This window comes from Ruminococcus sp. (assembly GCF_024691275.1).
Lineage (GTDB): Bacteria > Bacillota > Clostridia > Oscillospirales > Ruminococcaceae > Ruminococcus.
Map to the genome: position 1 here is coordinate 20,622 of NZ_JAILNU010000043.1, position 13,905 is coordinate 34,526.

16 protein-coding genes are annotated in these 13,905 nt (G+C 43.5%); 12 read left to right on the top strand and 4 right to left on the bottom strand.

Translation table 11 applies throughout. The features are described 5' to 3' along the window. Positions 1-38: 38 nt before the first annotated feature. The gene (locus tag K6G33_RS05585) at positions 39-1,442 is read left to right on the top strand and encodes an aminopeptidase (protein ID WP_296777177.1); all 1,404 of its coding nucleotides are present in this window, start codon (positions 39-41) and stop codon (positions 1,440-1,442) included. A gap of 235 nt (positions 1,443-1,677) precedes the next feature. Here the strand turns inward: K6G33_RS05585 and K6G33_RS05590 are convergent, their stop codons facing one another. Further along, on the bottom strand, positions 1,678-2,160 hold the full coding sequence (locus K6G33_RS05590) for a metallophosphoesterase (RefSeq protein ID WP_173450077.1): 483 nt from the start codon (positions 2,158-2,160) through the stop codon (positions 1,678-1,680). A 202-nt stretch (positions 2,161-2,362) separates the two neighbouring features. On the opposite strand from K6G33_RS05590, the gene K6G33_RS05595 reads away from it, so the two are divergent. The 8 genes from K6G33_RS05595 to K6G33_RS05630 all read left to right on the top strand — a co-directional run bounded on the left by K6G33_RS05595 (position 2,363) and on the right by K6G33_RS05630 (position 8,793). Next, complete coding sequence (locus K6G33_RS05595; RefSeq protein WP_296777180.1) at positions 2,363-2,611, top strand: hypothetical protein; 249 nt, start codon at positions 2,363-2,365, stop codon at positions 2,609-2,611. A 10-nt stretch (positions 2,612-2,621) separates the two neighbouring features. Beyond that, positions 2,622-2,966 carry a hypothetical protein gene (locus K6G33_RS05600; RefSeq protein ID WP_296777182.1) on the top strand — a complete coding sequence of 115 codons (345 nt, stop codon included), beginning with the start codon at positions 2,622-2,624 and terminating at the stop codon, positions 2,964-2,966. 18 nt (positions 2,967-2,984) lie between these two features. After that, complete coding sequence (locus tag K6G33_RS05605) at positions 2,985-3,278, top strand: hypothetical protein (RefSeq protein ID WP_296777184.1); 294 nt, start codon at positions 2,985-2,987, stop codon at positions 3,276-3,278. A gap of 10 nt (positions 3,279-3,288) precedes the next feature. Next, positions 3,289-3,543: a pro-sigmaK processing inhibitor BofA family protein gene (locus K6G33_RS05610; protein ID WP_296777185.1), complete on the top strand. Its 255-nt coding sequence runs from the start codon at positions 3,289-3,291 to the stop codon at positions 3,541-3,543. A gap of 77 nt (positions 3,544-3,620) precedes the next feature. Next, positions 3,621-4,895: a thymidine phosphorylase gene (locus K6G33_RS05615; RefSeq protein WP_296777188.1), complete on the top strand. Its 1,275-nt coding sequence runs from the start codon at positions 3,621-3,623 to the stop codon at positions 4,893-4,895. Positions 4,896-4,953: 58 nt separating this feature from the next. After that, a complete protein-coding gene (locus tag K6G33_RS05620) occupies positions 4,954-5,406 on the top strand; it encodes a zinc-ribbon domain-containing protein (protein WP_296777190.1) in 453 nt (150 codons plus the stop codon). A 211-nt stretch (positions 5,407-5,617) separates the two neighbouring features. Beyond that, on the top strand, positions 5,618-6,742 hold the full coding sequence (locus K6G33_RS05625) for a family 16 glycosylhydrolase (protein ID WP_296777192.1): 1,125 nt from the start codon (positions 5,618-5,620) through the stop codon (positions 6,740-6,742). Positions 6,743-6,837: 95 nt separating this feature from the next. Beyond that, complete coding sequence (locus K6G33_RS05630; RefSeq protein WP_296777194.1) at positions 6,838-8,793, top strand: serpin family protein; 1,956 nt, start codon at positions 6,838-6,840, stop codon at positions 8,791-8,793. Positions 8,794-8,841: 48 nt separating this feature from the next. Here K6G33_RS05630 and K6G33_RS05635 read toward each other — a convergent pair whose 3' ends face one another. Then, positions 8,842-9,909 (bottom strand): hypothetical protein, encoded by a 1,068-nt coding sequence (locus K6G33_RS05635; protein ID WP_296777197.1) that lies wholly within the window; start codon positions 9,907-9,909, stop codon positions 8,842-8,844. Beyond that, positions 9,884-10,624 carry an RNA polymerase sigma factor gene (locus K6G33_RS05640; RefSeq protein WP_296777198.1) on the bottom strand — a complete coding sequence of 247 codons (741 nt, stop codon included), beginning with the start codon at positions 10,622-10,624 and terminating at the stop codon, positions 9,884-9,886. The genes K6G33_RS05635 and K6G33_RS05640 overlap by 26 nt, the downstream gene beginning before the upstream one ends. 383 nt (positions 10,625-11,007) lie before the next feature. Here K6G33_RS05640 and K6G33_RS05645 point away from each other — a divergent pair, with 383 nt between their 5' ends. Continuing rightward, positions 11,008-12,678: a hypothetical protein gene (locus K6G33_RS05645; protein ID WP_296777201.1), complete on the top strand. Its 1,671-nt coding sequence runs from the start codon at positions 11,008-11,010 to the stop codon at positions 12,676-12,678. 131 nt (positions 12,679-12,809) lie between these two features. On the opposite strand, the gene K6G33_RS05650 is transcribed toward K6G33_RS05645, so the two are convergent. After that, on the bottom strand, positions 12,810-13,103 hold the full coding sequence (locus tag K6G33_RS05650; protein ID WP_296777203.1) for a hypothetical protein: 294 nt from the start codon (positions 13,101-13,103) through the stop codon (positions 12,810-12,812). Positions 13,104-13,208: 105 nt separating this feature from the next. Between K6G33_RS05650 and K6G33_RS05655 the strand changes: the two genes are divergently transcribed. Further along, entirely contained in the window at positions 13,209-13,433 is a 225-nt protein-coding gene (locus tag K6G33_RS05655) for a hypothetical protein (RefSeq protein WP_367270482.1), read from the top strand. After that, entirely contained in the window at positions 13,420-13,788 is a 369-nt protein-coding gene (locus tag K6G33_RS05660; RefSeq protein WP_296777207.1) for a transposase, read from the top strand. The genes K6G33_RS05655 and K6G33_RS05660 overlap by 14 nt, the downstream gene beginning before the upstream one ends. Positions 13,789-13,905 lie beyond the last annotated feature (117 nt).

The window sequence follows — 13,905 nt, forward strand, 5'->3', positions numbered from 1 at the left end:
CTGTGATATATATTTTCTGCGAAAGGAGAAATATTATAATGGCAGAAAAAAAAGATTCAGCAAAGAAGCTCAAGGAAAAGCTCCTTATGCAGCGCAAGAATGCTTATCACCTTATCTCTGATAAGGAACTCAAAGCCTGCGATAAGTTCTGCGAAGGCTACAAGGAATTCATGAGCACTGCTAAGATCGAGCGCGAGGTAGTGATTTACGCTACAGAGCTCCTTCAGAAAAAGGGCTTCGTCGAGTTCAAGGCAGGTATGAAGCTGAAGTCAGGGGATAAGATATTTGTAAGCAATCGCGGTAAGGCTGTTCTCGCAGCTGTTATTGGAACTGCACCGATCAGTGAAGGTGTACGTCTTTGTGCTGCTCATATTGATTCTCCAAGACTTGATCTCAAGCAGAATCCGCTCTATGAAGATACAGAAATGGCTCTTTTCAAGACACACTATTACGGCGGTATAAAGAAGTATCAGTGGACTACGATACCCCTTGCGCTCCACGGTGTTGTCATAAAGGCAGACGGCACAACTGTACCGGTAAATATCGGTGAAGATGAGAACGATCCTGTTTTCTGCGTTACAGATCTTCTGCCCCACCTTGCAGCTTCCCAGATGCAGAAGCCAATGTCCAAGGGCATCGAGGGCGAGCGTCTTAACATCGTTATCGGTTCACGTCCGTTCAAGGACGACGAAGAGAGCGGCTCTGTAAAGCTGAATATCATGAATATACTCTTTGAGAAGTACGGCATAACAGAGGCTGACTTCATATCATCAGAGCTTGAAGCTGTTCCTGCTTTCAAGGCTAAGGATATCGGCTTTGACAGAAGTATGATCGGAGCTTACGGTCATGATGATAAGGTTTGTGCATATCCTGCTCTCATTGCTACAGCTGAGTGCAAGAAGCCAAAGCATACAGTCGTAACAGTCCTCACAGATAAGGAGGAGACTGGCAGCGACGGAAATACAGGTCTGCGTTCTGCATATCTCAAATATTTTATTGCTGATATTGCAGAAGCTCTCGGCTCTGATGCGAGAACGGTCCTTTCTGCTTCCGAATGCCTCTCAGCTGACGTAAATGCAGCGTATGACCCGACTTACCCTGAGGTAAACGAGAGAAACAACAGTGCATATATCAATTACGGTGTTGTTGTTACAAAGTATACAGGAGCTCGCGGCAAGGCTGGTACATCTGATGCATCTGCCGAATTCACAGGTCGTATCAGAAGACTTATGGACGCTAAGAAGGTCATTTGGCAGACAGGTGAGCTTGGCAAGGTTGATGAGGGCGGCGGCGGAACAGTTGCTGCATATATCGCAAATCTCAACGTTGACACTATTGATCTGGGAGTACCTGTTCTTTCGATGCACGCTCCTTATGAGATCGTTTCAAAGCTTGATACTTACATGGCATATAAGGCTTTTGAAGTATTCATGGCGGATTGAGAATAATTTATTAGTAAAAACAGCCTGTACGATAGTACAGGCTGTTTGGCTGTTTTACGCAGCACATATCTATGAAACGTCGTCCTCGGCGTTTAGTTATTATAGTATTTTATATAAAAGATCCCCTTAGAGAGTTTTACGCATTCGTTCAGCGTATCACCTCTGAGGGGATAATTTTTTGCATATATTGAGTGTAACCAAAAGCCGCCTCCTGCATAAGATATAGCAGGGAGGATCATACATCGACGATATTCGTGACAATGCCCGCGGGAGAGATGTCAATATGTCCGAATGAAGGCTTATTGCCATCACGGGGGATAGATGCGCTGCCGGGATTCATGAGGTATATCCCGTTCTGATAGCTCTGATAGCGCACATGAGTGTGACCGAAAAGTGCAATATCACAGCCGTTTGTCAGTGCAAGAGCCTTTAATCTGTCAAGTGAGCCGCCAACGCCGTAGAGATGACCATGAGTAGCGAGTATCTTGTGGTCTAAAACAGGAAGGACAAAAACCTCCGGGCTCATACTTCCAAAATCGCAGTTTCCGGCGACATGAATGATCTTAGGTGCTAATTTCTGGTGGGAGAGCAAGAAATTGTCAAGCTCGTGCTCACCGTCACCGAGGTGTATTATCCAGTCTGCGTCGGTATTCTTCATAATGATGCGTTCCAGTGCGAAGATATTGCCATGAGTGTCAGACATTACAACAATACGCAATACGATCCCTCCTAAGAAGTTTATAATATATTATAGCATAAAAATCACAATAAAGCAACTATCGCGGGAAAAATATTTCCATATAAATATTTTATTTGCGAAATATCATAGTTTAAAGCCATTTCAAGTCATAAAATTATGAAATCATCAATATAATATATTGTATACGTTATTTATACTATGTACATTTTTGGAGGCAGTTATGAACAATATCGACCCTAAAAAGATAACGGGACTTCTCAATGTGGTGAGCAAAAAGATAGGTGTGCCGCCTGAAAAGCTGCGTTCAGAGCTTGAAGAAGGGAAGTTCGACAGTGCACTGTCAGCTATGAACAGGAGTGACGCGGCACGGTTTCAGCAGGCGGTAAATAATCCGCATATAGTCGAGAAGATGATGAGCACACCGCAGGCAAAAGCACTTTATGCCAAGCTTACAGGCGGAAAAAAATAAGGAGCAGCCAATGGACGATATCATGAGCAGGATAAGCGGACTGCTGTCCGATGAGGAGAGCGTAAAGCAGCTTTCCGAGCTGGCACAGATGCTCGTATCAGAGGAGAATAAGGAAACAGAAGAAAAAACTGAACAGTCCTCCGAGGTCGAACCTGATATCGGTTCATTACTGAAACTGACAAGTCTTATCAGTGCAGCTTCGCAGCAGGATAAAAATACTGATCTTCTGCTGGCTCTGAAGCCACATCTCGGCGAGGAAAAGCAGAAAAGAGTGGATAAGGCGATAAAGCTCATGCGCCTGATCGCGGTATGGAATATCGCAAAGGAGAACGGTCTTCTGCAAGACCTTATATGAGTGAAAGGAGGCAGGTCTATGTCGGTATTTGACAGTAATTGCAGAAGGAATGATTCGGCGAGGCTGTATCAGAGCAGGATCAGAAAAGCCGCTGCTGACCTGCCGCCCGATCATAAAGAGGAGTGCTGTGCGAGAGAGGAGCGTATCTCACGCAAGATGCATAAAAGTGAACTGCTTGACAGACTTTTCGAGGAGTTCCTTGACGGAGGCATGGACAGTGACAAGCTGCTTATCGCGGCACTGCTGTATATGCTGATAAAAGAGGGCGCGGATATCAAGCTGATAATCGCACTGGGATACATACTGATGTGAGAGGTAAAATATGGATACAGAAACAATATTCAGGATACTCTGCGGCGCTGTCGCAGCAATAATGCTAATATATTATCTAAGGCGGGAGAAAAAGCTCCTGTCAATGCTGACGGGAGCTCTGACAGGTATAGCAGCGCTGTTTATCGTCAACAAGTACGGCGGACTTATCGGTATCGAAGTGCCGCTGAATCTTTTTGACCTGCTGGGGAGCGCGGTTCTTGGAGTACCATTTGTTGTATTTACGGTGATAATGAATAATTTGTAAAAAAGAGAGTATAATTTCACAAAAACTATTGAAATATTATATATTTTATGATAAAATGAAAATATAGGAGGTGGATCATGAACATAATTGACATAATAAATAAAACAAAAAAGTCGCAGGAATTGTCGGACGATGAGATATTCTGGCTTGTTAAAAGCTATACCGACGGCGAGATCCCCGATTATCAGATGTCGGCGTGGCTCATGGCAGTGTGCATAAACGGTCTTACCGAAAATGAGACATTTGCGCTGACAGCTGCAATGCGTGACAGCGGTGATATCGTAAGACTCGGTATCCCGTTTACTGCGGACAAGCACAGTACAGGCGGTGTAGGTGATAAAACATCTCTTATAATAGGCCCGATCGTTGCAGCCTGCGGCGTGTGTGTTGCAAAAATGTCGGGAAGAGGTCTCGGACATACAGGAGGTACTATCGACAAGCTCGAAAGCATTGACGGCTACAGGACTGATCTGCCTATCGATGAGTTCGAGGATATTCTCAGACAGACAGGCTTTTCCATAATATCTCAGACAGGCGAGTTGTGTCCTGCCGATAAGAAAATGTATGCCCTCAGAAACGCTACAGGAACTGTTGACAGTATCCCGCTTATCTGTGCGAGCATCATGAGCAAAAAACTGGCTATGAACGCAGATTGTCTTGTGCTTGACGTGAAGTACGGTTCGGGAGCCTTCATGAAGACCCGTGAAGATGCCGAGAAGCTTGCGCAGCTTATGGAAAAAGTCGGCAGATCGGCAGGCAAGAAGTGCAAAGCTATCGTTACGGATATGAACTCGCCTCTGGGCAGGAATATCGGCAATGCACTTGAAGTTAAAGAAGCTGTTGAGCTGCTTCAGGGCAAGTCCAGGGGAACTCTGTATGATGTTTGCATGGAGCTTGCAGCTTATATGCTGGAGCTTTCGGGCAAGGGTACTTTCGATGAGTGCAGAGCACTTGCGGAGGAAGCTGTGGCCTCGGGAAAAGCACTTGATGTGCTGCGTGAGACTATAAGACTTCAGGGCGGAAATGAAAAAATATGTGACGATGTCAGTCTGCTTCCGCAGCCGCTGCTGAAGTACGAGATAAGGGCTACAAAGGACATGAAGATACTTGGCTTTGACTGTGAGGAGCTGGGAATGTCATCGCTGCTTCTGGGCGCAGGAAGGCTCACAAAAGATGACAAGATAGATATGAGTGCAGGCATCGTGATGAACTGCGATATCGGCGACCAGCTTTCGGCGGACGATGTGATAATGACGCTGTATTCTACAGTATGCAGCGATTTTTCCAACGTAGCTGTAAGAGCACTCAATGCTGTAAGGTTCAAGATAACCGAGAAGCCGAGTTATACTTGACGTAACAAATCAAATGTGTTAAAATAATAATAATAAAATCATTCAGGAGGTAATTGATATGGGATTTTTAGATTCAGTTAAAGGCGTTGCAGGCAAGTTCGGCGAGTCTGTTGAGCGAGGAGCTAAGACAGTTTCAAACAACTCAAAGAAATTTGCCGAGAAAACAAAGGTAAAGCGTGAGATCAGTGATATCGAGAACGAGATCAACAACGATTACATTGTACTCGGCAAGGCAATGTTTGAAAAGCTGGCAGACGAAGCTGACAGTGAATACGCTGGTACTGTAAAAGATATAAAGGAGAAGAATGCAAAGCTTGATGAACTCAAAGCAGTTCTCATGTCTCTTGAAGATAAGGCGTTCTGTACAAACTGCGGCGCACAGATCAAAAAGGATCAGGTGTTCTGCGACAAGTGCGGTGCAAAGGTTATTATCGAGGAGCCTGCTGAGGTCGTAGAAGCTGAGATAGTTTCGGAAGAAAACGCAGAGACTCCGACAGAATCACAGGAGTGATATCAAAGGCACATCTTTAAGATGTGCCTTTTTTGTCGGAAAAATTTCTGATAAATATTGCTATTTTAAAAATCGTATGTTATAATATGTAGTGTAAATTGTTCGATTTATTTCGCAAACGTGTCAAATAAAACTGAGGAGGTGAGAAGTTCGGAAGTTTATATGATGTGAAATAATGTGACTTTTTGTCACGCTGCGGGAGATGAGAAAATTGAAGAAGTTCTTCATTGCTAAGAGCTTGACACTTCTTTTGCAGGCAGTACTGCTGTTTAATACTGTGCCTTTGACCGCAACTGCGGAAGATGAGCACCCAGATGTCTTCTATGATGATTTCAGCGACAGCTGTCTTGATAATGACAAATGGCTGATTGCTGAAAAGAACTGGGGAGGTACGGTGACTTCTGACGGTGTCAGGCAGGACTACAACGGAGGTGTCATAGCAGAAAACGTTGCGCTTCGTGACGGTAAATTGGTGCTCACAGGGCTCGGGAACAGCTACAGAGGGAAGCTTCGCGGCATCAACCGCGACAAGAGCCGACGGGCAGATGGTATGCGATGCGGAGGGGCTATTGCCACGAAGGATTACTTCGGGTCGGGAAGCTATGAGATACGTGCTAAAATAGCTCCTGAGCTTGGCTGCTGCTCGGCTATGTGGACGTTTGAATACGAGGAAAAATATTCAGGCGATGATGTCAGTATCGTCAATCATGAAATAGATATCGAATTCCCGGGAAGAGATGAAAATGACGAACTGAGTCTTAGCCATGCGCTTTGTACCACCTGGATCGGAGAGGGCGGCAATGAGCACAAAACTGTTATGCCATACTGCGGCGATCAGGCAGACGGTGAGTTCCACACCTATCGTTTTGACTGGCATACGGGCAGCGATTCAGAGATACCAAGGGTAGAATACTACTTCGACGACGTTCTGACGTATACTTCCTATGAGTTCATACCTACTAACGAGAGCAGGTTCTGGCTGGGACTTTGGTTTCCGAAAAACTGGGCAGGAACGCCTGATTTTGAACAGACCGAGTTTGTGGTGGATCATGTGAGCATAACTCCGTTTCACGAGAGCGGTGATACTCCTCAGCATGAATCCTATCCTGACAGCGGCTGGGCAGAACAGCTGAGAGGGGACGTTGATTCTGACGGAAGTTTTGATACTGCCGATCTGGTACTGCTTCAGAAATGGCTGTTGGGAATATCGGACACGAAGCTGAGAAACTGGCGTAATGCCGACTTTTGCAAAGACGGCAGGCTGGATAGCCTTGACCTGTGTATCATGAGAAGAGAGCTGTTGAGCAGCACTTTACATTATGGCGATAACGTTTGAGCAATGTATGAGCAATGGGATTTCCCGCAGAAGCGAACACATTATCACGGCAAAAACATGAAAAAGTATACTTATTATGAAGGGAGTAAAGTAATATGAAAAAATTCAAAAGGATCACATCAGGTGTTATAAGTCTTGCACTGGCTATGGGTACAGCGGCAATATTTCCGCCTCCGCCTTCGAGGGTATCTGCTATAGGCGGCTACTCTATCGGAGGAGTGACAATAGGTCACGAACCGTATGAACTCGAACTGAAAAACGCTTATATCGCACGTATAGATACAGATGACGATATGAGTGAATATTACAGAGAGATCTGTCTTATTATGCCTGATGATAATGGTTACTATCCGACATATCATTCGTTCAATCTGCGTTTCCGTTCTCCTGAAGTAGGCGGTGAATGGTTTGAAAACAGCCGTGAACTGGAAAACAAATGGAATATTACCTGCAATTTGTTCGATAAGCTTTCGGAAGACGAGGTCGTTACGCTGAAGATCGAAGCTTATGATAAGGATGAATTTACGAGTCTGAAAAAATATATTGAGACATATGACTATGAATTCCATAACGACTGTTTTGATTTCGATTCACTCACCTCAGTAAGATCACTCAGCATCCATTTCTATGGCGATATCAATGATGACGGAGTTGTGGACTGCTTCGATGTTATTGCCTACAGAAAGCTCATTGCAGGCAGTGATGCTTCTAAGCTCAGCGATGCAGAGTTCCTCAACGGTGACATCAACTTTGATGACAAGATCGACGAAGATGACCTCCGACAGGTACAGGACTATCTTCTCGGCAAGGAAAAGTCCTTCAACGGCATTGCAAATATAAACAGCATACGCCTTGACAACAAAATAAATGTTGAGGCTTCCGAAGGAAAGTCTACCGACGAGAAATTTGCGGCTGCTGAGATGAAGTTCGGCGTAGATGTGCTCAAAAACTGCTTTGATCCGACGACCGAAGGTGAGGAAAATCTGCTTATCTCGCCGCTTTCGCTTTCAACAGCCCTTGCAATGACTGCTAATGGTGCTGAAGGCAAGACTAAAACGGAAATTGAAAAGCTTCTCGGAAACGGTCTGACCATGGACGAGATAAACGAATATATGGCTTATTATGCTTCTCAGCTTCCTGACGAGAAGGCAAAAAAGATATATCTTGCAAACTCCATATGGTTCAAGGATAAGGATAACTTCAAGGTATTGGATAAATTCCTCGAGGCGAACAAGAAGTACTATGATGCACAGATATTCAAGGCTCCGTTTGATGATACCACTGTCAAAGACGTAAACAGCTGGTGCAATCAGAATACAAAGGGAATGATACCTAAGCTCCTCAATGACGGTGCGCTTACTCCCAATGATAAGGAAGAGATCGTGATGATGCTCATAAACACTCTCTATTTTGAGGCAGAGTGGAGCAGCGTTTACAGAAGCTCTACCGACGGCAAGTTCACAGACCTTAACGGTATTGAGCACCCGATAAAGGAACTGCACAGCATGGAGAGACAGTACTTTGACCTCGGTGATGCAGACGCATTCAAGAAGAATTATGTTGGCAGCGATTACAGCTTTGTGGGCATACTTCCCAAGGAAAAGAATATTGTGGACTATGTAAATGGACTTGATGCTGAGAAGCTCATGGAAGGTCTGAAGGAGTGTGTTGATCCTAATACCATTGACCTTTATGTTATGATACCAAAGTTCAAGTATAACTATAGCAAGGGCTTGAAGGAAGTGCTTGCAAAAATGGGAATGGGAACGGCATTTGATCCTGAAAATGCGAATTTCTCAGATATAAATGACCGTACAGTTGACGGTGCGCAGAATACCTACATCAGCGATGTGCTTCACAAGACAAGGATAGAAGTAACTGAAAAGGGCACAAAGGCAGCGGCAGTATCTGCTGTACTCATGTCTATCGCCTCAGCTGCTCCTATACAGAAGAAGGAGATCCACATTGATCTGAACAGACCGTTTGTTTATATGATCGTGGACAAGAACAATGTTCCGCTGTTTATTGGTGCTGTTACAGATCTTGAATAAAGGTGATAATAAAAAAGGACGGAGATCTCCGTCCTTTTTTGTTTGGTATCAGTTTACTTTTTTTATGCATATGTCACTTGCAATAATGACATCTTTATCAGGATCATAGGAAAAGAATCCGATCATATCAATGATATCGCCTTTATCTATAGCAAGCAGATCATCATATGTCATTCCGTCAGCCATAGAGGTGCATAAATACCATTTTCTGCCGTCTTCGGATACTTTTTCGTACCAATCCGATTCCACTATCTTCAGACCCGTTACTTTGATCTTTATATGGACAGGTTCAAAAGGATCGGTACCGAACGCTGCTAAAAGAAGATCGGGATTTTCTTGTATATCCTTGTAATCGAGAGCGGGGATACTGTCGTCATATTTAAGCTTTGCGAGCTCTTTATCTTTATCATAGTCATCTTTATTCTCAGGAGGAGGATCGGGAGCTCCTCTGTATTCATCGGTAACAGGTTCGATATAATCGCCGTTCTCGTCGTATCCTGGAGAAGGTTTGATGACCTTTTGTTCGGCTTCAAAGCAGCCGTTCAGGTAATAGTAGATATTGGCATTTTTATCATAAGCAAATGAACATTTGTATGATACGATATCATCCTCCTTGAACAATCCTCTGAGATCAGGGGCTCCGTAGACGAAGCTTACCCTGTAGCCATTGCTCAGAGTTATACTTTCATAATCGGCAGATGTGACTCTTATTCCGTCATTTATCAGGTAGAGCTTTATCATATTTTCAGTAGGAGAAGTGGTAGTCACGGCTGTAGTAGTCGTAGTCTCGGTAGAAGTTGTTGTTTTTTCGGTCGTTGTATGTTTTGCAGTAGTAGTTGTAGTGGTGGTAGTCTCTGTTGTAGTAACAGGAGGCTGAGTTGTGATCTGCGTTGTAGCAGGCGTGTTATCAGACCATGCATTGCTTGCAACCTTTGGAAGCGCCCTCAGTGCAGCACGGATATCATCATTCTGCAAAAGCACTACGAACAGGACAGCTGCTGCACCTGCGGCAGCGAATGCGTTTCGTCTGACTATGGCTGAACGGCGTTTCTTTTCTGCGATACGCTGCTCTGCTTTTTTGAAAACGCTGTCACTTACCTGCATATAGTCCTTCATAGACGAAGCCCTCCTTTTCAAGCTGCGTTCTCATAGCTTTTTTGCCGCGATAGATAAGATTTTCCAGTTGTTTATGTGTTTTTCTCATGACCAGTGCGGCTTCACTTATGCTTAGCCCTTCGATGTAGACCAGATGCAGAGCCTGTCCGTAGTCCGTACTGACACTGCCGAGAGCTCTGTACAGGGCGATATTCTGTTCTTGTCGTATATACGAGTTCTCAAGGCTGACCTCATCGGAGAGATCGTAAAGTTCATCAATAGGAAGGTCGTGATTTTTAGAGCTTTTTTTAATGTAATCGTAGGTTATATTTCTTCCGATAGCGTAAAGCCATGTCTTGAAGGAGCTTTTTCCTGAAAATTTAGGTTTTTTCACTATCAGTTCAACGAATGTCTCCTCCATGAGCTCTTCCGCCTCGCATATATTGCGAACGATGCTGTTCAAATACAGTGACAGACCGTCCTTGTATTCTTTGATGATTTCAGTCATTCCGTCCTTGTCACCTTTAATGAATCGGTCATAGTGGTCTGCGCCGTTCTCACTTCGCGCCTTTTCGGGAGAAGTGGATTCAAAGAGCTTTTCAAATGTGGTCAGACACCGTGACTGTGACAACAGACCATGCAGGGCTGAAAATATATTATATGAAGCTGTGCTGTATTTTGAATACCCGCCGAAAAATATCTGCGGGTAAAAAGATCCATGCAATGGTATTTCCATATCAAAACCTCCAATACTATATAATTGTACTATAATTTAGTCTGTTTGTAAACCCGAAAACACTCATGAGCTATTAAATAATTTATATTTTACTTATTTACTTTAAGCTAACAGAATTATTTGGGCAGTTTTTTGGCTATATATCGTTGATACTGTGAAGAATTATATTTTTCTTCAAAAAAATTTTGAAAAAGTGTGAGTGTTTTGGAATTTTCTAAGGACTAATAAGTGTAAAGGTTTTAAACCGTCCGATTTATTCATGAATAAATTTACCACCTGAGAGGACGCTCTCAAACATATTTATCTCAATCCCTAAACTTTTGCGGATATGGACGCAACCAATTTGTATCTGCATAAAAATACTTTATATGGAGGTATTTAAAATGAATGTCAAGAAACAATTAGCAGCACTTCTTTCATTGACGCTTGCTTTTTCTTCACAGCTTTCTATAACAGCCAATGCCGAAGAAACTATTATAGTTCCGGCAGTACAAACAACGGAAGAATCTGTTGAAACACCGTCAGCACCTGAGAAGGGTGCACTGCTACCAAGAGTACAACTGGAATACAAGGGCGTCGAGGTCGTTGATGCTTCAGAAGAAGTACTCACACTTGCAGACGGAAAGAAGATTTATATTGCCTGCGGTGAAAAGAGGACATACAACAGAATGTACAATAAGGGCAACAAGCTCGATATTTCGGGTATATTTGCTTACAATGAAGCTCAGGATCTTTACCTGAATGTACTGGGTTCAATTGAGCTCTCTATGCCTGAGTACACCGCAGATTCACCTGAGCTTGCTGAAAAGATAGCTTCACTTCCACAGATAAAGATGGAAGGCGGCTTCTTAGATGTTCTTAAAGCAACAGATGATATACTTTATCTCAGCAATGGCATGAAGGTATATGTAAGCAGCGGTAAACAGCACTACACAGGAATTTTTGCTGTCGGCAATTCATACTGCTTTGAGGGCGTATTTGCTTATGATGCTGATGAGGACATCTACTACAATGTTGACAGTAAGATGTACGTTGCAAACTACTGTGGCAACTTCAGTGTTTCAAGCTGGTATGAGGAAGACGAAGACGGAAATCTCATTGAAGTAACTGAGACTACTACTACCACATACGTTGAGAATATAACTACAGCTACTACCACAACAACAGCTTATCAGCCAACTGAAAGAAAGATCAGCGTAGCTGAACAGCCTGAGGGCAAATATCCTGTTAAGTTCTTTGATTATGTTTATTACTGGATCAACAAGGAGATCACTGTCGATCACATTGATTTCGGAAGCATCGTTGATGCCAGCGGTACAGTATGGAATTTCTCAGGCGAAGACGTTGATCCATATGAGTTAGGCCGCGGCGACGTTATCAAGGTAGATGGCTACTTCTACTATATACCTGAGCGTGATACATTCGGCGCACTTGATAGTAAGTATGAGCTGATCTCCGAGAGCAATGATTACGAAAAGTATGCTACTATCGAGATCAAGGAGGACTTCCCACACGTTATCATTGATAAGAGACTTGCAGCTGATCATATGATCCAGTATGAAGTTGATCTTAAAGACGTTGAGGTAACAAAAGTTGAATTCGATGACGATATTTTCACAGTTACAGGCGGTTATGTATTCGCATTTGACCCACGCTACAGTGACTACAGCAACCTCAAGGTAGGCGATCATATCTCTATCAGCGGCAGATTTGAATATCATGACTACGGCGAAGGTATGCGTTGGTATGCATCAACAAATTATCATATTGATGGATCAAAGGCCGGAAGATTCACATACCTTGAAAAGGACTCCGAGCCGGCTGCTCCTAAGGCTGAAAGAAAGGAAGCTCCCGGAAAGAAGGGCGATGCTAATGTTGATGACGGCGTTGATCTTGCAGATGTAGTTTTCATTATGCAGGTAATGGCTAATCCGAATAAGTATGAGCTCACACCCGAGGGCAGAATAAATGCTGATGTAAGCAATACAGGCAACGGTGTAACACTTGAAGATGCTTGTGCTATCCAGACAGGTCTTCTTTACGGAGAATTCTGAGCTTACACAAAATAATGCTTTTTCATAATTAATATCTTCAATATTATTTCTCAATATCCTTTAATGATAAAATGACAGTCCGAAAGGTTAACGTCATTAAGCTAAGAAAAAGATGTAAGAGCCAAAAACTCTTACATCTTTTTTGTATATAATGTAATTTCATTGCAAAGAAGATACACCACAAGCCCATAGCGCTCCATTGAGGTGTCGGCAGGAACATAGAGGTCAAACTTGTTTGCCTTGCCCGAATCGTAGGAAATATCCGTATAGACCGTTTCGACGGAATCGTTCCAGTCGGCTTTGTATTTTCCGTGCGTCGGATCGTATGTCATCTTGAATATTGCAGAAGCCGCGAATGACAGGATAAAAGCTCCCGTGTAGATCAGCGCCCATTTGCCTCTGCCGGTTGATTTCTTTTCACTCACAGGAAATCACCTCTGAACAGCGTTCCGCCGAGCATCAGGTTCATCACAGCCCGAACAGCAATCCTGCCAAGCACGGCAGCAACAAGGATAACAATAATCAGACTGCTGAAAAAGCGTGAATATCACGAGACAACTGTTGTGGATATCATCACCGAAGCGCAGGTGGGGCGGGTGCCTTTTTACCGCAATTTCAATGAAAAAGACGATGTTCTTCGCTACTACATCACAAGCGTCACGGACGATTGGCTGTCGCAGACCGAGGAATACTATTTCACGCTGATGAAAGAAAGTCTCGCTCCCTACATTGTGTGGCTGTTTGAGCATAGATGAAATAAAGGGGAGTCGTTCTGAAAATAAATTCCTTATAGTAAAAGCAAGCAAAGGTGTAGATTTCTGCAACAGGATATATCATGAAGAAAAACTGATGACAGAACTTACTGCTGATGAAAGATATGAGCAGCGTCTTGTAAAGATCAAGCCTTTACTTGATGCTTTCTTTGCATGGACTGAAGAGCTTCAGGTCAGCGGTAAGAACAAGCTTGTCGACGCAGTCAGATATACTCTCAATGAAAAGAAATATCTGTATACGTTCCTTGAAGATGGTGATGTTCCTATCGACAACAACAGAGCTGAAAATGCTATCAGACCCTTCACCGTAGGTGAGTCTATCCTAAAATTTGTGTAAACCTCTGAAGTAGTGTATAATAGAAGAGAGACTACTTTGGAGGTTTTAATTATGAGAAGAAGACGAAGAAATGAAACAGAAGAGCAGCGCGCAAGAAGAGAGCTGATAAGCGATTTT